Origin of the sequence: Caldiplasma sukawensis (assembly GCF_052315375.1) — an archaeon.
Classification (GTDB): Archaea; Thermoplasmatota; Thermoplasmata; order Thermoplasmatales; family Thermoplasmataceae; genus Cuniculiplasma.
Map to the genome: position 1 here is coordinate 20,392 of NZ_JBLSDG010000001.1, position 19,558 is coordinate 39,949.

The 19,558-nt window shown below is 32.8% G+C and carries 15 protein-coding genes; 12 read left to right on the top strand and 3 right to left on the bottom strand.

Annotated elements, in window-relative coordinates:
• Nucleotides 1-47: 47 nt before the first annotated feature.
• Both ACNF4Z_RS00130 and ACNF4Z_RS00135 read left to right on the top strand, forming a co-directional pair.
• A complete protein-coding gene (locus ACNF4Z_RS00130; RefSeq protein ID WP_458327209.1) occupies nucleotides 48-6,329 on the top strand; it encodes a carboxypeptidase regulatory-like domain-containing protein in 6,282 nt (2,093 codons plus the stop codon).
• Nucleotides 6,330-7,163, top strand: a complete 834-nt coding sequence (locus tag ACNF4Z_RS00135) for a CARDB domain-containing protein (RefSeq protein WP_458327210.1) — start codon at nucleotides 6,330-6,332, stop codon at nucleotides 7,161-7,163. It begins immediately after the preceding gene.
• Here ACNF4Z_RS00135 and ACNF4Z_RS00140 read toward each other — a convergent pair.
• From ACNF4Z_RS00140 to ACNF4Z_RS00150, 3 genes are read right to left on the bottom strand one after another with little or no spacing between them, the layout of a single operon-like run.
• On the bottom strand, nucleotides 7,160-7,810 hold the full coding sequence (locus ACNF4Z_RS00140) for a hypothetical protein (RefSeq protein WP_458327211.1): 651 nt from the start codon (nucleotides 7,808-7,810) through the stop codon (nucleotides 7,160-7,162). The genes ACNF4Z_RS00135 and ACNF4Z_RS00140 overlap by 4 nt on opposite strands.
• Before the next feature lie 24 nt (nucleotides 7,811-7,834).
• Complete coding sequence (locus ACNF4Z_RS00145) at nucleotides 7,835-9,217, bottom strand: DHH family phosphoesterase (RefSeq protein WP_458327212.1); 1,383 nt, start codon at nucleotides 9,215-9,217, stop codon at nucleotides 7,835-7,837.
• Nucleotides 9,193-9,621 (bottom strand): 30S ribosomal protein S15, encoded by a 429-nt coding sequence (locus tag ACNF4Z_RS00150; protein WP_458327213.1) that lies wholly within the window; start codon nucleotides 9,619-9,621, stop codon nucleotides 9,193-9,195. Before ACNF4Z_RS00150 ends, ACNF4Z_RS00145 begins: the two co-directional genes overlap by 25 nt.
• A 455-nt stretch (nucleotides 9,622-10,076) precedes the next feature.
• Here ACNF4Z_RS00150 and ACNF4Z_RS00155 point away from each other — a divergent pair, with 455 nt between their 5' ends.
• The 10 genes from ACNF4Z_RS00155 (at nucleotide 10,077) to ACNF4Z_RS00200 (ending at nucleotide 19,549) form a co-directional block, all read left to right on the top strand.
• The gene (locus tag ACNF4Z_RS00155; protein ID WP_458327214.1) at nucleotides 10,077-10,259 is read left to right on the top strand and encodes a hypothetical protein; all 183 of its coding nucleotides are present in this window, start codon (nucleotides 10,077-10,079) and stop codon (nucleotides 10,257-10,259) included.
• A gap of 111 nt (nucleotides 10,260-10,370) precedes the next feature.
• Nucleotides 10,371-10,529: a hypothetical protein gene (locus tag ACNF4Z_RS00160; RefSeq protein ID WP_458327215.1), complete on the top strand. Its 159-nt coding sequence runs from the start codon at nucleotides 10,371-10,373 to the stop codon at nucleotides 10,527-10,529.
• A 169-nt stretch (nucleotides 10,530-10,698) separates the two neighbouring features.
• The gene (locus tag ACNF4Z_RS00165) at nucleotides 10,699-11,532 is read left to right on the top strand and encodes a tetratricopeptide repeat protein (RefSeq protein WP_458327216.1); all 834 of its coding nucleotides are present in this window, start codon (nucleotides 10,699-10,701) and stop codon (nucleotides 11,530-11,532) included.
• Nucleotides 11,533-11,637: 105 nt separating this feature from the next.
• Nucleotides 11,638-12,123 carry a gamma carbonic anhydrase family protein gene (locus ACNF4Z_RS00170; protein WP_458327217.1) on the top strand — a complete coding sequence of 162 codons (486 nt, stop codon included), beginning with the start codon at nucleotides 11,638-11,640 and terminating at the stop codon, nucleotides 12,121-12,123.
• 36 nt (nucleotides 12,124-12,159) lie between these two features.
• On the top strand, nucleotides 12,160-15,708 hold the full coding sequence (locus ACNF4Z_RS00175; protein WP_458327218.1) for a hypothetical protein: 3,549 nt from the start codon (nucleotides 12,160-12,162) through the stop codon (nucleotides 15,706-15,708).
• Between the two features lie 303 nt (nucleotides 15,709-16,011).
• Complete coding sequence (locus ACNF4Z_RS00180) at nucleotides 16,012-16,446, top strand: multiprotein bridging factor aMBF1 (protein ID WP_458327219.1); 435 nt, start codon at nucleotides 16,012-16,014, stop codon at nucleotides 16,444-16,446.
• Nucleotides 16,447-16,511: 65 nt separating this feature from the next.
• Nucleotides 16,512-16,760, top strand: a complete 249-nt coding sequence (locus ACNF4Z_RS00185; protein WP_458327220.1) for a hypothetical protein — start codon at nucleotides 16,512-16,514, stop codon at nucleotides 16,758-16,760.
• Nucleotides 16,757-17,239 (top strand): hypothetical protein, encoded by a 483-nt coding sequence (locus ACNF4Z_RS00190; RefSeq protein WP_458327221.1) that lies wholly within the window; start codon nucleotides 16,757-16,759, stop codon nucleotides 17,237-17,239. Before ACNF4Z_RS00185 ends, ACNF4Z_RS00190 begins: the two co-directional genes overlap by 4 nt.
• A 10-nt stretch (nucleotides 17,240-17,249) precedes the next feature.
• On the top strand, nucleotides 17,250-18,977 hold the full coding sequence (locus tag ACNF4Z_RS00195) for a cytochrome c oxidase subunit I (protein WP_458327222.1): 1,728 nt from the start codon (nucleotides 17,250-17,252) through the stop codon (nucleotides 18,975-18,977).
• A 2-nt stretch (nucleotides 18,978-18,979) separates the two neighbouring features.
• On the top strand, nucleotides 18,980-19,549 hold the full coding sequence (locus ACNF4Z_RS00200; protein ID WP_458327223.1) for a cupredoxin domain-containing protein: 570 nt from the start codon (nucleotides 18,980-18,982) through the stop codon (nucleotides 19,547-19,549).
• Nucleotides 19,550-19,558 lie beyond the last annotated feature (9 nt).

Here is a 19,558-nt window from a genome sequence, read left to right on the forward strand (position 1 = left end):
ATAACATTATTATAGGTAAATTTCATTAGGCGGATTGGTAAATGCAGATGGAAAGTAATTTCGAAACTACATTGAGAAAAGCCAGATTTTGGTTTGTTAAGAACTGGGAGCTGGTTGGCTTGTTCATCCTGATCTCCATCTACCTGTTCCTGTCAAATTTCTATATTTGGGGCCAGGCATTTATAGACGGGGCACCAAATTTTTCAGGAGGTAGTGATCCTTATTTTAATTATATATTTTTACAATATATAATAACTCATCACTCAACTCTTTTATACACAACAAATATCAACTATCCAATAGGATCTCACAATCCCAGGAATCCATTCTTCCACTGGATGCTGGCATTTGTTGCTGAGATCACAGCACCCCTATTTGGCGGTGCTCTTAAAGCAGCATATTATGCGTTTAATGAATTCGATGCCGTTTTTGGTGCACTCTTAATTATTCCTGTTTATTTGCTGGGTAAAGATATAATTGGTAAAAAAGGTGGTATGATAGGAGCTATCCTTTATACCTTAATGCCAAGCAATCTAACCTCCGGAATTTTAACGGATGGGAGGATGCACACTCCTGAACTGATATTCGCATTTTTTGCTATTTATTTCTTTGAAAGAGCTGTACGGTTTGCTAAAAAAGACAGAGTCATTGAAGGATCAATTTTTAATCTAAGAGGTTATAAAAGTTCTCTTTTAAAATTCTATAGAAGGAATAAAAGAACTACATATTATGCCCTTCTTGCCGGAGCATCTTATGGGGCCCTAATGCTCTCCTGGCAGGGTCATGCGTATATTCTGGCAATCATAACAATTTACGTTGTGGTACAACTTGTTGCAAATCTATTCCTTTCAAAGAGCAACGCTCACCTTCTTTACATATCAACAATTTTTGTTTTTCTAGCATTTGCAATGGGAGGTTATTACTATTATGCGGCAGATAATGCACCAAGTATATGGTACATACCTCCTCTTATAATTGGACTTGGACTGATTTTTGTATCCGCATTATTGAGCATTATAGGTAGAAAGCCTTGGATAATATCTGTACCTGTAATAGCAATAGTAACAATTGTAAGTCTTTCATTTTTAGATGTTTTTGCTCATCACATTTTCTTTGAAATAATTAGCGGAGAAGGATATTTCATAAAAACAAGGGTATACTCAACTATTGCTGAAGCGCAGGCTCCACCTCTTGGTGAGTATATTGCAGGATTTGGTGTAGCACAATTCTTATTAGGTGTTGGAGGCATAGTTCTTGTTGTTTATGAGTTCTTCAGAAAGAAGGATGATGGTTTACTATTTCTGCTTGTCTTTTCATTGGTATCAATATATATGAGTTTTGCAGCGGCAAGATTTAATATTACAGCGGCTCCTGCTTATGCAATACTTGGTGGTGCTTTAATAGTCTATATTGCCAGAATCGTAAAAATGGACGATACAGCGGCGGCATCTGGTGTTAAAAAACTTTATCGCAGACAGGCCGGATTAAAGGGAAATATAAGGTGGCTACAGATAGTATTTGTGTTATTGTTGGTTGGAGCTTTGTTAATACCATCAGGATTAAGCGATGTATCTGCTGCTGTTCCTGCAAATTCCGCAGCACACTACAATAGGCAGGTGTACAATTCACTACCTTCTTTTGCCCAGAACGGCTCCTTTAATCCAAACAACGACACATATTTCGGAGAAACCGGATCACTTGTGGTGAATTCTTCAAGTCCAATTGCAATGTCATTTTCCTGGCTATCTACACAGCAATCAGGAATACCTATTAACGAAAAACCAGCATATGTAAGTTGGTGGGATTATGGATTTGAGGAGTTATGTCAGGGAAAGCACCCCACCGTTGCTGATGATTTTCAGCAGGCATATCAGGTAGCAGGACAGGTATTGCTGTCAACAAATGAAAGTCAGATAATAGCTCTGTTTTCAGCAAGGTTACTTCAGGCGGAATATGAGGAGAATAATGGGTTATTGCCAGGTTCTGTTGCTTCAGTTATGTTACAATATATGAATAGTTCTGAACTGAATCTGGTAAATCAGATATACTCAAACCCGCTTTCATACAGATCATGGATATTGGATAACTCATCTGTATATGGCAAATTTATACCAGGAATTTCAGCTCAAAATGCTTATTTTGCACTTTTAAAAGGTCAGTTTGCATCTAAGATGAGTCTGAACAAACTTATAAATTTCTATCAGGCTCTTCAGGAGGTAACCGGATACAGTATACAATATATCGGGGTAGACCACAATCTTTTACCAGTCTCTGGATTGGATACTGGAATATTTTACGCTCCAGCGTACTTAACAGATCAGCCAAGTTATACGGCCTCTGATGGTGCTGTTGTTCCTTATGATTATTATAATGTTTTCGCAGTTACTGCAAACGGTACTTTTCCTTTAAACGACACTCCTGCGGATGTTGTTCCCATATCCTATGAAATATCATACACGCCGGCATTCTATAACACTACAATATATCGTGCAGTTGTTGGCTTACCTCCAGGTGCAGTTGGTCAAACAAACGGAATTCCTGGGTACACTTATGGAACAAACCAATATCCCATAGAGCCTGCTTACAACATGAGCAATTTTGAAGTTTGTTATGCAGCAATACCTTACAATCCTTACAGCAACATCACGAATCATGAAAACAATTTCGTTTTAAAACCATTAAATGAAGCGTACAAACTTCAAGAAGAGAAAAATGGTACTGCTGTTATTTTCCCAACCCTTGCTGATATATATACAGTTAACGATCCAATATTGAGGTATTTCCCCGGGGCTATTGTTGAGGGACAGGTTACAGATAAAAATGGAAATCCTGTTCCTGGAATTAGAGTTACAATTCTGGATCAATACGGTGTTCCTCATCAGACAGTTTTAACAAATCAAAATGGTTACTATAACATAACTGGACTTCCGGGTAATGATACTCTTGTGTTTTCATATGGAAACTTGCAACAGGCAAATCTGGAAGGACGTATAAAATTGAACAGTACAAACATCTACATATCAAGAAGCCAGGCGGAGCGTAAAGATCTAAGTATTAATGTGACCACCGGTCTCCCTCAGTTTTACGTTGTTAAGAACCTGGCACTAAAAAATTATTACTCAAACGGTACTGTTTCAATGAAAATACCAACAGAAAATGGAACAATTACAGATAACGCATTAAATGGAACCATATGCGTTAATACATCTACAGGAGAACATTACGGGATTGTAAGAAATGGAAATTTCTCAATTAGCGGAATTCCATTGGGTTCTTACAATGCATCATTTAATCTTAGTGGAGTAAAATACAGTAACGTTGGAAACATAACAGTATCTTCAATATTATCTACAAATAATATAACAATAAAGATACCAAAGGTTGAAGTGTCAGTTTCTGAATTTAACAATCCAGTTAATAATGCCACAATATTTATCAATAATGGTGAATATAAAACAGAAAAAGATGGCCAATACATTCTTGGCTTAAGGCCTGGTACATATACAGTTTATTCCAGATATGGCAATCTTGTAAGTAATATAACAACTCTTACTATTACATCATATGGCTCAAATAACAGTTTAGATCTTAATCTAACTGTAGGAGCAAAACTAACTCTTAATATAAATGGTTTCAACAATGGAATGGTAAGACTGCTGGAAGATGGAATAATAAACAAGAATTATAACTTGACCATAAAAAATGGAACTGGTAGTTCAATACTTCCATTGGGATATTACACTGTTTATTACTCAAATGATGGTTACGGTTTATCAAGTTCCTTTGTGTTTAACCATTCTACCATATTAAATTTGAGTGTAGAAAAAATGTACTCTATAAATATATTATCAAATAATCAGAAATTCATGAATTTCACAGGCTACACTTCAATTGTATCTTCATCATCTAATATTTTAATACCATTCAATGGGTCTGAAATGTACTCAGTGATGGAAACATATGGAAACTCCTATGAAATTTATTCGTCGACAAGCTACCTGGGAAACTATTCAAGTTCATACACAAGTATATTATTAGACAAAAATGTTACAGTTAACCTTGGCTATGTAAGTTCAGTATCAAAAGTAATAGGAGTTTTTAACAACAATTTTGGCTCAGTTGAAACTTCTAAAAATGAATATCACAACGGTATAGTAATTGTGAATTCAGTGGAGGGAATTAATTTTGCAGTTCCTGTGGTAAACGGATATGCTAATATCATCACTCAGACATCAGTTTACTCTGGATACTATGTAAAGTCAATAGCAGGAGGATTTGAATCTCCAAATGAACAACTTTCAAGCACAAAATATCTAAATCCAAATATACCTACAGGAAAAGTAACACTTAATTTCATACCCACAATGAGTGTAGAAAGGTTGGATGGAAAAATCAGATTAATTTCAAAAGAGAATGTATCCTTTGATATAGTTAATGGATCCATAACATTCACAGCACCAGAGGGAGCATATTACATGAAATTGTTCGGAGGCAATCAATACGTATTATCATATAATAATCTGCTTTACATAAACACATCATCTCACATTTTCATAAACTTAAGTTATGTCCCCAAAGTTAGTCTTTCAATTAACGGAAATGTTAATTATTCAATTTACAACACTACAGGTGTAAGTGTAAAAAATACCACTGAGATAAGTCCAGGATTTTACACTGTGTATGCATATAATATAACAGGGGCATCAATAACAAAGTTAAATGTTTTAGCTAATATGTCTTATGTGCCTGTATTGGAAAAATCCTATTATCTTAATATATCAGTGGCCAACAATGAATTTTCTCATGGTGATTATGAAATAATTTCTGACAGCGGAGTTGGATTCAATACATCTTCCAATTCAATAGTACTTCCATCTGGAAATTATAAGGTTCTTTACTTTGAAAATTATGTTAATGCTACAGGCGAATACAAGATAAGAGGGGAGGAAAATTATTCCTTGCAATCTAATATAAATTACTATATGCCTCTAAGAATAAGCCAGTTTAGAACAACAATTGAATTCAAAGTCAACAACTTTAATGAAACAGGCATTAGCTCATTGTGTATTTTCAAGAACGGTTATCCTGTAATGAATGGAACTACTGATTCTTCAGGTCAATTTTCTACAGAAATAAACAATGGAACCTACTCAATTTATGCATATTCAATAGATTATCAATATGCATATACCGGAACCTTCACAATTGGATATTTCCTGAATTATTCATTTGAAAACTTAACATTAGTACCTTCGGGTCTTGTTCAATTGACAACAAGTATAGGTAAGAATATTGTGAACAACTATGTGAACGTTACTTCCAGCAATTTCTTTGGAAGATTTAGGTCAGGGGGCAATGAGATAAAGCTACCTCATAGTAACTATACATTTGTATCATCCATTACAGGTAGTTTTAGTGTTAACAATTACAATACTACCTATGGATATGTTGCTGGAGAAACAACATTCGTGGGATCATACGTTGCTGTACAGCTAGATCTAAGAAAGGAAGTTTTCGGAAACGTAAATGTTACCCAGGGCCAGGTTTTCAACATTAGGGAATATGGAGGTTTCAAAACATATTTAACTTTGATCAACAGATTGAATGAGAATACCAGCTTTAATTTGAGTTCAGAAAACAGTACTTGGAAAATAAGTTTCACACCTTCTAGCACTGCCAAGATTGATATCAACGGATCAATCAATCTTAATGTATCCGTAGAAGACATGAGTGTGGTTCCTGCAGGTTTGAACCTTATACCTATTAATGTAAAATACAGTGGAGGAAATCAAACTGTTTATATTAAAGTAAACATTATAAAACAATATGGTGTATCTCTGTCCACATCACAATCAAGCATTATATATAACGGAGGGAACGGGCTCTTTTATGTTAAGGCAACAAACACAGGAAACACAAATGAGACAATAAATATTTCAATACTCAATCTATCTAAAATCTCAAAGGATTTCGGATGGAAGATCCTAACCCAGTTGAATGGAAAGAATATAACAGAAATCAATCTTAATTTCCAGGAGTCCGTAACAATTAATCTTCTTCTTATACCAAATTCATCAGTATTCAGTTCTTCACTTGTTTTTACAATGGAGGGAACAGTTATACAGAACACATCTTACATGAAAACTTTAAACCTTACATTGGTGACTCCTGGTGCCCCTGGAGTAATAGCATATCCAAGAGGAAATAACATAATATCAAATTATACGGGAGCACCAATTGATACATTACTATACGGGGTAATCATAATTATGGTGGCCGTGATAGGAGGTCTTGCAGTGATCGCTATTAAGGGCAGGAGGAAGAAATAGATGAAACACAATTCTAAAATTACAGTTCTTATTATAATAATCATTGCATCTGCAATATTTGTTTCAGGAATATCATATGGTCATGGCGTATCTAAAGTAAATTCCAGAAGTGATGAAATTGCATACTCATCAAACTCTCAATTTTCAGTTTCTGTTCTTCATCCATTCTCTGTTTATACGGGAGAAAAATTCCAAGTTCATGCAATAATGTCACCTGGTTATTCTAATTATACAGTTACAATGTTCCTATCAGCAGATAATGGAACAGGAATGAATTTCCAGCACCATTTAAACAGCCATTCTTCAAATGTCTCATTAAATGTTTCAGCCCCTATTATTGAGGGACAATACATTCAGGGCGGGATCATAGCTGTTGCCTTTAAAGGCTCTTCTCCATTTTATTCTACCGCATATTTTTCAATAGAAGTGTGCTATCCAGTAACTATTTATGCACTGTTGAAAAATGGTGGCGGAGATACAGACCATAATTTATCTGTAGAGTTTTACGTTAATGGAGCTCCACAGGGTGAAAAAACAATTTCCTCATTACCTCCTTACTCAACTCAGATTGTATCAATAACATTGCCAGAAAGCATCTTTAATCCGGGAACAAATGAAATCTCTGTTAAGTTAATAAATGGCACAATATTTTCAAACACAGTCTCATTAAGTTATTCATCAACTCTATATGTGGGAAATCCTCCAAATTATACTTGGATATACTATGTTGCGGGTGTTGTTATTGTATTCATGGTATTACTAGCAGTTGGAGCTGGACGCAGAAGAACTGTTACTGGTGGAAGACCAAAATGGGCATCCAGAAAGAAAAATTAATAAAAAGTTTTTTTAAAAAAATAATAAATCGTAGTGAATTCTTCTTCTATAAGAGTCCTTCTATTATTTCTTGCAGAGGGTCCTTGCATCTGAAATTTTTCAATCTGGGCAATCCTTGCAGCAGATAGGGCATTATCATGGGTTTTATGTGGCTGGCTTGTTCCCCTCTCATTTATAATCTCCAATCTGTTTCCATCAAGAATTAAAAGTAGTTTTTCCAAATTGGGTTTATCTCCATTTCCAATCCTTACAATAGCATCTTTATATCTATAATCAGAAAGTATTTTTTTAACTGTTATACCTGTGTCCTCTACTGAATTACACTCTCTGGCTTCTGTAACAATTCCATCGGCAACAACTGCTACACCTGGTTTTGGGCCAGGATCTATTCCAACTACTAAATGTTCAAAATATGTTTTTTTAAAAAAATATGGAAACGACAATCTAAGACATTTCTCAGGGTCCTTTTCCCTTATCTGAAAAGAAAATTCAATTCCATCATCCTCACTACTCAAAATTACAGGCACATCTTCTGGGACCTTATCATTTGGATCTATAGAAACGAATGGTATATTCCATTTTTTAAGGGCTATTATTATCTCATAATAGAACTTAAAGTCCCTTGAATATACACCTAACCTGGGCATTCAATTAATTATGTTTTCATATTTTTAAAACTTTTCTCTAATTAAAATTTGTTTACCCACGAGCTCATCCACATATTCAATGAATTGTCTTTCCATACCTCTCTTAATGGACCCTCCTGCAGCTATGTCATGGCCACCTCCTGTTCCATTAAATTTTTGAGTTGCCTCTCTCATCACAGCCGAAAGATTAAGTCCTTTTTCCACAAGTCTCCTGTTTCCCCGAGAGGATATAAGTGTTGTTTCATCCCCAACATTAAATCCAAAAATTGGCCTTTTTTGGTCTGCAAGATAAAGCGCAAGAATTCCTGAAATTGATCCCGCCATTTCATTCTCAGGAGTATAAAAAAATTGTACGTTTTTCAATTTATCTATCATTTTGTACGATCTATTTATATAATCTATTATTTTTGTTTCATACCTTTTTTTAATCTGTATCATTTCATCATCCAATTTTATGTTTTCGTACTTTCCTAAATATTTTTCAACTGGCAGACCGTTTTCCCCAAGTTTAGCACAAGAATCAATTATTCTTGAAAGCTGATATACATATACTCCAGTATCAGTAACATAATCATCAATTTCGATTGTAGAAATTGCCTCTGATTGACATTTTTGTTCTATAAGTTTTACATAAAGTGACTTTGCAAGAGTGGATAATTCATCTTCACTTAATTCTGAAATCTTTTTTTCTGGATCAAGATTTAATTTTTTAATAAATTCCATGGTTCCTTTATTCTCGCCGGTAAGCCCTAAAAAGAAAGGTTCGGAAGAATATAAAATTGAATCTTTTAGAGGGATATCATCAAGATTTAACCTATGCTTCCTATTTATATAAATTCCATAGTTATCAATTAACGATTTGTTTAATCCCTTAAAACCTCCAAGATCTTGTTTATCTGCTATGGCTCCTGACATCATAAATGGTAACATTTTGCTATTTTTTTTCTCATCTACAAACAGAGAAAAAATATACGCCATTGTCGCTCCACATGCTTCCGTTGTTCCATTTATGCTATAATTTCTTGCATTTATATTTATAATATTCTCCTTTTCATTTCCCTTTTCAAAAAAATGATGGTCTAACACCAATATGTCATTATTTTCTTCCAGAAATTTTACCTGATCTGAACCCGCATCACATAATATCAGTGGTAGATCCCATTCCTCCTTATATCTTTCAATAAAAGGTTCCTTTGATAATTCTTTGATAAAACCAAGATGAAACTTCTTTTTTTTATTTAAAAGTAAATTTGAAAGTATTACCGCAGCACTTGTTCCATCTCCATCATAATGGGTGAGAACTCTAAAATAGTCATATCTGTCCAAAAATTCAAGGGCCTTAGTAAGATCCTGTTTAAATTCATCATTAATTAAATTTTCAATCATAGGACTTTGCTGAGTTCCCATCCTTCTGGCAAATAACCTCTCTCCCTATAATATCGGGATAATCTTAAGATTCTTGACATTATAAGTTTTACCTTTCTTTCATTATGGAGATCGTTTTTATTCTTTTCAAGGTGAATCTGTGCCCTTTTATACTTGTTTATAAGGTTCATTAAGTCTTCAGGTATGCTCTCCTGAAGTCCATTTTCCTCTATGATTGTACCTATTTTTTTATGAATTACAACTTTGGTTTTAGGAATTCCATAAAGATCCCTGAGTTTTATACCTATCAGGGATTTTGACATTCCATTTCTCCTCATTTGTACTACTATCTCTTCAATCTCTTTTGGACTCTGCTGCACCCAGTTATGGGGCTTATCATAAAAAGACTTTCTTGATCCAGATTTCCCTTTCTTTCTAGTATGCATTCGTGCCATATGAATTCACAGTCTTAAGTGAATTAAATTCCTATTTATAATTCTTTTTAGAACTTTCATTTTTTCTGGTATATTTTATGATATCTTAATTAAATACAATGTAAATTTTTCAGTGTGTATGGTTTATCACGTGTTTTGGTTGATATATTTTTAATGTTTAATAAAAATCATCAGACAGAATTGCATCATTAGGTTTAAATAAAAAACACTCTATTAAAATTTAAACTTTTGATTAAGAAGGCCATGTGTGGTGGTGTGATTTTGTGACAATTTGTGGTGAGTTTTCCCTATTTCCGTATATTTGTGGCTACATCTACAGGCTCTATGCAATATATGATAATTTTTGTAATTTCATAACAGTGGAGAAACATACCTCGGAGGATAATAAACATAATGAGTCCTTCCATAACTCAATCAGGAAATACTGTATCTGACAAAATTTGTCCATGGATTTCCATCATGTTTCCATTGCCATTGTAAAGGCATTCACTTATCACAATGAATGGAAAAAGCATTCATCCATTGATTACATTTCTTCAGGTGAATCCATTGGGAAATTCATGAATGATCTATCATTCAGGGAAAAATTTGAGAAGAAAGAAGCTGAGATTACATTATATGACAATTGAGGAAAAGTTTCCAAAATTCTCCATGAGAAGATCAATGTGAAAAAGATCCCATACATTTAGATCCCCTACATTTTTATGAGATTCACTTTAATATATTGAGGTGCAACAGAGATGAATAGAATTGAGGAGAATAAATGTAAGCACATACATTCCATTGACGGAAAATGGATCATGTGGATATATTTCTCAAGCCTACAAAGACTCATGTGTTGGATAATAAAAAAAATAAATTACATGATTCAGGAAACCGGTCTTGTATATCATCATTAACTCATGCTGAAAAAAAACACAATGACAAAGAATTTGATATGTGATACAATTAACCCACCTTAAAGTTTAAAATAAAACAGCATGAGAGGAAAAATAATGTTGAATTTATTTTAAAGAAGAGTTAGAAATCTTTATAAAATAAATTAGAATAAAATGTTTGGGGATAATATTGAGTGAAAATGAGATAGAAAATATGAAGGTTAGCAAGGGATTGGATTTACTTGAATCAGGAAGGTATGAGGAAGCAATAAAGGAATTTGATGCCGCAATTGAACTGAATCCAAAAGATCCTGATTATCATAATAATAAAGGAATTGCATTAGAAAGCTTAGGAAGGTATGAGGAAGCCATAAAGGAATACAATGCCGCAATTGAACTGAATCCAAAAGATCCTGATTATCATTATAATAAAGGAATTGCATTATTTAAATCAGGAAGGTATGAGGAAGCAATAAAGGAATTTGATGCCGCAATTGAACTGGATCCAAAAGATCCTGATTATCATAATAATAAAGGAATTGCATTAGAAAGCTTAGGAAGGTATGAGGAAGCCATAAAGGAATACAATGCCGCAATTGAACTGAATCCAAAATATCCTGATTATCATAATAATAAAGGAATTGCATTATTTAAATCAGGAAGGTATGAGGAAGCAATAAAGGAATTTGATGCCGCAATTGAACTGAATCCAAAATATCCTGATTATCATAATGTTAAAGGATTTGCATTAAAAAAATTAGGCGAGTATGAGGAAGCCATAAAGCAAGCGAATATGGCAATAAAACTGAATCCTAAAGATCCTATCAATTATTTGAATTATGCAGAGATAATGGCAGTCATAGACAATGAATATGAAGGAATGAAAAGAATCTCCGATGCAATGGATAAAGGCCTCATAGTCAAAGAAGATCTTTTAGAGTGGTTAAATTATGAGCTTTCTGGGGAGGATATTTCAGAAAAGGAAAGGAAATTGCTAAGAAAAATAATTGAAATACTTTCATGATAAAATTGAACTTCAATATTTTGTCAATGTAAATTGTTCAAATTTAGAAGAGTCAATTCATTTATTATGTAAAAAAATATTATGGCATTCAACATATGATTTGTTATGGATATTTCAGTAGGCAAAAACAGTTATATATCTGAAAAGGCAAGTCTTATTGGAAAAATAAAAATTGGAAATAATAGCTCAGTTTTTCCATTCGCATCAATAAGAGCAGAAACTGAACCAGTAACAATAGGTGATGGAACTAACATTCAAGATAACGTTACCATTCATACGGACCCTTCATATCCTGTCATCATAGGGAACCACGTTTCCATTGGCCACAACGCTATAATTCACGGCTCAAAAATAGGAAATAATTGCTTAATAGGAATGGGTGCAATTATAATGAATGGTTGTGAAATTGGTAACGGCTCAATAATTGGTGCAGGAACTTTATTACTGGAAAATACCAAGGTTGAAAGCAATTCCATGTTTGCAGGAGTGCCCGGGAAATTAAGGAAAAGAGATCCTTCATATGAAAAAATGGCCATTGAAAATGCTAGGGCATATGAAAATCTGATCTCTACATATTATCATAAAGATTGATATATTAATCTTGATTGTGTTAATGGAAGATGAAAAATGGAGATAGCCTCATTTTACAAATTAATGGAGGAGTTTGTTGAGGGAAAATCCGACAAAAATTCAGATTTAAAAAAAATTTTCACAAATTTGAATGGGTCAACAAATCTAAATATTATAAAGGATGATCCAACGATAAATTTTTTTATGGAACAAGTCTTTAAAAAAATTTATGAAAATTATTTGGAGTATAGATTTGAAGACGTATATGAATTATTCTCAATTTTCTCTTTCAATAAAAATGTGGTATCTTCATACTTGAAGTTTCTTTTGAATAGAGGAAAGAAGGAAGAAATAGAGAGATCATTTAGCCAAAAAACTTCAATTAAAATTAATCAAGAGAGTTTAAGACTATTGGAAAGTATAGCCAAAAAGTTTTTGGTTTACGAAAAAATTGCATACTTATTATCGTGTAATTGCCAATTTAGTGAATATATAATGGAATCTTTTTTAACAGTAGCAAATAAGGCTACCCTGAACATAATTGTAGAAAATTTTCAAAAATGTGAAGACAAACTAACTAAATTAGAATTTAATAAATTCATGTATTATTCATTTCAGGATTCCGATACCTTTTTAATTAATTACGTAACCTCATTGATTGAAAACGGTAATAACTATGAAGCTAAAATTCTCTTAAGAAATATTAAAAATGAAAAAATTCAAAATATTGAGACTTACATGAATTTTTTTAACTTTCTAATCAATAATAATTTTGTAGATGAAGCTTACATTATATTCGAAGAAATTAAAAATACAATAAAAAATCCAAACCTTTTTCATCAAATTGAAATTCAAATAAAATTAAAGAAAGGTTTATTTAATGATGTTATTCTTCTATATGAAAAATATAAATGCAATCATAATTTGTGCAAAGAGTCTTTCTTAGATGCATGTATATCAAGTGGAAATCTTAAAGCTGCATTAGATAAAAAAGAACAAATAATTATTGATTCTTCTGAGAAGGTCAAATCATATTTATGCAAGATTGAAGTTAGAATGAATAAGATTAGTGAGGCAGAGGAAATTTTTTCCAGTTTTTCTGAAGATTTTAAATATTCATCCGAAGGCATATTGTGTAAATGTGAAATTTTATTGGGCAAGGGTGAAACTAAGGAGTTCCACAAAGTGTTCTCTGAAAACTTCCTTAAATACAAGGAAAATAATTATTTTAGAAAATCATTAGACAGTATTGTAGAATTTTATGGATTAAAAAGTAAAAAAAATGATAAGTTTTATGAGAGTAAAATAACAAAAACATTGTATGAAGAGGCAAATGAGAAATTGGAAAATGGAGATTTGGAGGCAGCTTCTTCTATACTAAATGAAATTAAAGAAATTCCACAGGATAAGGATATTTTGAGATTTTTAAACATAATAAGATTCAACAATCTTTCAATGTCTCTTTATGATATGGTTAAAAATAATATTGTAAAAATCCTCATTTCATTCGTTTTAAGCGGAAAAATCAACACATTAAATACTAATGTGGAAAGCTTAAATCAAATAGAATCACTTTCCGTGATTTTTTATCTTTCAAACGCCAACACAATAGAAAATGAAAAAATAAATGAACTGAGATCTGCAATATCATCCAATGATTGCATAGATTTCCCAGAATTTTGTTTTCCTGTTGGTCTTAAGGCATTCAAAGAGGGAAATTATAATAAAATGGAGCAGATTTTAAAAAAATTTTCAGGCATTGAAAACGATCCTTTTATAAATTTTTTTACTTCTGTTCTTTATTATAAAGGTAGGAACTTTAAAAAAGCGGAGACATATATAAAATCAGCAATTACAGATCTTTATCACGTGGAGTTTATTAATTTTATATTAAAGAATTTTGGAATCGAAATTGTAGATGCAAAAAAAATTTTGAAATTAATAGAAATTTTGGATCTAAAGCATATAGATGTTCTATCTTTTTACGAGAAAATAAAGGAGAAGAGGGATATACTTTCAGATTTGATAGATATAATTGAGAGATCAGATTTCGAAAATCTTGGTATTTTGAAAGTTAAAAAAGATTTAATAACAAAGGGACTGATAATGGGCAATCTTCAGGAGATCACAACAAAAATAATAAAAAATTCAAACTCGTTGGAAGAACTTGATGATATAATTGACGAGTGTTTCAAGGCTAATGACTTTCAAAATTTAGATTTAATTTATTCGTTGTATGGAAAAACAATGGATAAGGTCATCCTATCAAAATATGCTGATTTTTATTTTAATAAAAAAATGTGGGACGAATCCACCCTCTATTACCACATGTGTATTGAAAAGGGAAAGGAAATAAGCTTGGTAAAACGTTATGTTCACTCTCTGATCATGCAGGGTGATTATAAAAAAGCAGAGGAATTAATTAAAAATAACAAAAAGGGCCTTGATTACCTTAAATTTTTATTAAAAGTTGAATGCAAAGAATTTGATGATTTACCAATAATAATAAAAAAAATTAAAAAAAGTGAAAAAGACTTCGAAACTTTTTTAATTGATATATTGGATGAAAACATATCAAATAAATTTTTCAGAGAGTCCATAGAAGAATATGTAATGAAGTTTAAAAATTGGGAAATTGCTGTCCCCCTCGCAACATTTTATTTGGGGCAAAATTTGCCAGAAAAATCCTACCTTTTATTAGAAAATTCTTTTGAAGAGGGGAAGAAAAACAAAGAATTCCTTGATATTTATTTTTCAATTCTAAGTGCCAACTCATTTATTAGGGAAGCGGTTGAGAAAACTGAGAAGATTATCAAGGATAATGTTGTTGATGAAATAAAAGGTTATGCCTTCCTGCTCTGCATAAAATTGTTAAGAAATTATGAAAACTATAAAGAAATTGTGGAGCTTGCAAGAGAATATGGTGATTTAATTATTCCAGATGAAGAAATAATATCATTAATAATAGAAGCCGGAATTTTAAGCGAAACCAAAAAGGATTTGAGTTTTGTTGAAGCTTATATCTCAAAATTTCAGAAGTTCTTGGGTATAGAATCTTTTAAGAAACTAAATAACAAAATAGATTCTGAAAAAAAATTAAGGTTAATAATCGATTATGCAACAAACTTAATGGTTGAAAGTTTAAAATATGGAAGAATTTTACCTCCTGAGGATGCCATAAGGCTTAATATAATTCCAAACCAGATGATTGAAAAAATCTATTCTTGGATAAATAAAAGTTGTTTAGATGATAAAAATTTGGATATGAATGTTCTTGATAATGAAACCAGGAAAATTATAATGAATATTAAAAAAATTAAAAAAATTAAGTCTCTGGGAAATCTTAGTCTATTGGATTTTTTTGCTGCCGAAGAAAACAAGAATCTTAACAAAGCAAAAATGTGTTATGATTATTTTCTTTATGCCATTTCGAATTACGAAAGAATTGATGAAAAATATTTTTTGCCAAAATTTCAGGAGAAGAGTTCATTCGCTTTACAAAACAAATTAAATGATTATATTGATTTTATGGATAGAATGAATATGGGTCTAATAGAATCCTTGAAATTCAAAGAATACATGAGAAAAATAAGGCGGATGCGCTAAAGTTAATGAAATGGTTTTCATTTTATCACAAAATTATTTTATATTAAAATTGACTTTAAAATAAAACTTTCAATTTTAGTAAAATTAAAAACATTATCCTTTTAATTAAAACTATTAAATGGTAGCAGTTTTCAAGAAGATATATGGCCCTGAACTTTTTAAAAAAAATTTTTTTTATGAAGGGTTTAGTTAAATTATTGGAGAGAAATTTATTACTTGATTATGGTCAATTGTTTCTAAAACATATTTTTCACTGCACATCTTAATATAATGAAAATAACATAACTGTTTATGGAATGCGAAATGTGTGGTCAGAATGTACCGAAAACTAGAAAAGTAAGGATTGATGGAGCCATACTTTCAGTATGCCCAAAATGTGAAAAATTTGGCACACCAATTGAAGAATACCGCACCTCTTATGAAAGCGAACAGGTACCTATACCTCAGAAAAAAGTTTCAGCCGTTAATAATGCAACTCAAGTAAAAAGTAATTTAAAAAATAAACATAAAAGTTCAGAAAAGTTAGATATTGAATCTCTGGAGATAGTTCCAGATTATAACATTATAATCAGAGAAACAAGAGAGAAAATGGGGATTAGTCAGGAAGAGCTTGCAGATAAGTTAAAAGAAAAGAGAACCTTAATATATTCAATAGAGAGGGGGAAAATCAAACCGGATATAAAACTTGCAAAGAAACTGGAAACTTTTCTTAAGGTAAAAATTATAGAAAAAGTATAGAAATTAATTTTATTTTTAATGCCATTTTTGAGTAAAATATTAATAAATTCTCTTAATTACTCATTATGAACAAAAATTCTTTAGTCATCACAGAATTTTTTATAGTTGCTGTGGTGATAGGAATCATAGCTGATCTCTTATTTACCTATTTTCTAACTAACTTCGAAGCCACCACTCAAGGTCAGCTTGAGGCAACCTACGCCTCACCTGTATACGCAGCAGGTGTAGCAGCTGGAGCTTTCACAATAAGTCTTTTGCTATACCCTGTTGTGAAAAAAGGAACAAGGAATTACGAGGGGGAGGATTACAGGTGAATAGTAAGCAGAAGATAGAAGCTATGTGGATAATCGCAGTAATTGCGGTGCTTATAGGTGCTGCCACCCTAGACTTAATGTCGGTGGACAACAGTTCCTTTTCTATTTCTCAAAAAATGACAAATACATCCGGAATACCTGCCAACTCTACTGTTATAACGGTTGATGGGTATCAATGGGCATGGGAATTTACTTATACAAATGCAAATGGTACAACAGTTACACAGACAGATGCACTAAATCTTACCGTAGGTCACACATACACTCTAGTGGTAACATCAATTCCAGGTTCACATCAATTTGCAGTTATTCATGACTTGTATATTCCGCAGTTTGACATTCAGATTTATGCTGTACCAGGCCAGAATAACACCATAACATTTACCCCAACAAAGGCAGGTACATTTGTTATGGAATGTGTTGAATACTGCGGATATTACCACTATCTTATGAGAGGTTACGTATACGTTAGTGAGTGAGGTGAAAAAAATGTCACAATTAACAACATTAATTGAGCTTTCAGTCATACTATCCTTTTTTTTCGTGATATTGTTCTTTTTGTATTATAGATATCTTAATATAAAAACAGAGATGGACGTTGTAGCAGATGAAAATGGATATTATGACTACGGCAGTTACTTCAGGGAAAAGAAGAAATCAGTGAGTTTTTTCAGTACTAATGCCTTTATTTTGAATGATGCTAAAAGTATAGGTATAAGGTACCTGATAACAAGCATAATATTCTTCTTTATTGCTGGTACTTTTGGAGTAATAATGAGAGTGAGTCTAATTGAGCCGAACCCCACTCTATTCTCTGGAAAAACCGTTCTTTATGATATCCTTACGACTGAGCATTCTGTCCTGATGATATATATGTGGGCCGTTGGAAGTGCCATGGGTCTTGCTTATTATCTGCTTCCATCCTTCCTGAAAGTGAGGGAAGATAAATATGGATCAATTTCATCAACCGCCTACTGGATATATCTACTTGGTGGATTGTTTATATTATTCTCGAGAACTTCAACAAGATGGTATTTCTATCCTCCACTTGCCCTACAATTAAATCCATTTGGAGCTGGAGCATACAACTGGTTGGCTGTAATAGGAATGGAAATGATCTTCATAGGAATAACAATTGCTTCAATAATCGTTGTCAGGATGATCATAATGGACAGGGATGAATCCGTTCCTCTTTCAAAAATGCCTCTGTTTGCGTGGTCAGTTTTGTTTACATTAATAATGTTCCTTGCATCTGCACCATTCTTTATGACTGGCCTAGTTCTTCTATTCTATGATTTTTTCAATCCTATATTCTTTACTGGTATAAACGGCGGAACCTCACCCTTGGGTTTTGCGGAACTTTTCTGGGTATGGGGTCATCCAATAGTATACATAGCAATTTTACCACAATTTGGTCTTATATATGAAATATTACCCAAATTTACAGGTAAAAAGGTATTCAGTTATTCATCTGGAGTCGTGGCTTTGGGGTTGTTGCTTCCATTTTCAGAGCTTGTGTGGGGACATCATCTCATGAATTCAGGTCTAGGAAAAGACTGGGCAGTGTTTTTCTCAATGACATCATTCCTCGTTGTAATACCTTCAGCCATAACTATATTCAATTACATAGGCACAATTTGGAGCTCAGAAAAGATTAGACTGACAACTCCAATGCTATTCGTTATAAATGGAATAATTGACTTCATCATTGGTGGAATTGCTGGAGTTTACCTTGCAATGGTATTGGGTAATGAACAAGCTCATGGTACATACTTTGTAACCGGTCACTTCCATTTCATATTCATGGGTGTAACAGTAGGGGTTGCTTTTGCAACCATTTATATGTTATGGCCATCCATTACAAATGGGAGAACTTACAGTGTGAAACTAGCCAACTGGCATTTTGTATTTACTTCAGTCGGCTCATTTTTGATGTCAATGGGTTGGCTGGTTGGAGGTTTCATAGGAATGCCTCGATATGTCGCGGGATACTTTGCAAGGTATCAGGCATACCAGGACACCGCAATTCTTGGAGGAGTAATAATAGGAATAGGTCAACTATTCTTCATTGCAAATCTCATACTTTCCTATCTACATGAACCTTCAGTTGAACCAAGAAATGTATTGGAGGACACATATAATTTGAATGGAGGGGACGAGTTGTCTCAGGGAGAAGAAACTCCCATTAAAACTCCGTCTCCTGTAGGAGGTGAATAAAAATGAAAGCTGGAGCCATTTTTGGTGTTTTGATAATATTGTTTGCTGCCCTTTCTTTGCTGTTTGTTATATCAGCCCCAACAACAACAGCATCAGCGGGTTTGGTTGATCCTACTGGTATCCATCCAACCCACTATTATAACGTTACTCTTTGGGCTGATGCAAGTGGATGGGATTACAATCATGGGCCAACAAACCCAACAATGTATTTTCAAGTTTGTACTAAGGTCAATTTTACTGTAATAGAGGAAGATAATTTGCCTCACACATTGACAATAAACGCAGGACCTAATGAAACATCTTCAACATTAACTCTGCTGACGACAAGTGATATAACACAGACCCCAGGTCATGTTTCAAAAGCTAATTACACATTCTTCAAATCTGGAGAATATACATATTGGTGCACAGTTCATCCAACAACTATGGTCGGACATATATTCATCAATGCAACCTCAAACTCCACAAGTTCTTCTGTGGTAAAGAGTTCATCAGTTCACTCAAATCTGCTAAATAATCTTGAATCCAATACATTTAATGCAATTGAAAAAGTAAAAGATTACACTCTATGAAAGTGAATA

What these genes read in the sequence shown, in the direction of transcription:
- ACNF4Z_RS00155 (WP_458327214.1), top strand. Translation starts at nt 10,077, where the DNA reads ATGGATTTCCATCATGTTTCCATTGCCATTGTAAAGGCATTCACTTAT.
- ACNF4Z_RS00150 (WP_458327213.1), bottom strand. Translation starts at nt 9,621, where the DNA reads ATGCATACTAGAAAGAAAGGGAAATCTGGATCAAGAAAGTCTTTTTAT.
- ACNF4Z_RS00185 (WP_458327220.1), top strand. Translation starts at nt 16,512, where the DNA reads ATGAACAAAAATTCTTTAGTCATCACAGAATTTTTTATAGTTGCTGTG.
- ACNF4Z_RS00175 (WP_458327218.1), top strand. Translation starts at nt 12,160, where the DNA reads ATGGAGATAGCCTCATTTTACAAATTAATGGAGGAGTTTGTTGAGGGA.
- ACNF4Z_RS00200 (WP_458327223.1), top strand. Translation starts at nt 18,980, where the DNA reads ATGAAAGCTGGAGCCATTTTTGGTGTTTTGATAATATTGTTTGCTGCC.
- ACNF4Z_RS00160 (WP_458327215.1), top strand. Translation starts at nt 10,371, where the DNA reads ATGAATAGAATTGAGGAGAATAAATGTAAGCACATACATTCCATTGAC.
- ACNF4Z_RS00195 (WP_458327222.1), top strand. Translation starts at nt 17,250, where the DNA reads ATGTCACAATTAACAACATTAATTGAGCTTTCAGTCATACTATCCTTT.
- ACNF4Z_RS00130 (WP_458327209.1), top strand. Translation starts at nt 48, where the DNA reads ATGGAAAGTAATTTCGAAACTACATTGAGAAAAGCCAGATTTTGGTTT.
- ACNF4Z_RS00145 (WP_458327212.1), bottom strand. Translation starts at nt 9,217, where the DNA reads ATGGGAACTCAGCAAAGTCCTATGATTGAAAATTTAATTAATGATGAA.
- ACNF4Z_RS00180 (WP_458327219.1), top strand. Translation starts at nt 16,012, where the DNA reads ATGTGTGGTCAGAATGTACCGAAAACTAGAAAAGTAAGGATTGATGGA.
- ACNF4Z_RS00140 (WP_458327211.1), bottom strand. Translation starts at nt 7,810, where the DNA reads ATGCCCAGGTTAGGTGTATATTCAAGGGACTTTAAGTTCTATTATGAG.
- ACNF4Z_RS00135 (WP_458327210.1), top strand. Translation starts at nt 6,330, where the DNA reads ATGAAACACAATTCTAAAATTACAGTTCTTATTATAATAATCATTGCA.
- ACNF4Z_RS00170 (WP_458327217.1), top strand. Translation starts at nt 11,638, where the DNA reads ATGGATATTTCAGTAGGCAAAAACAGTTATATATCTGAAAAGGCAAGT.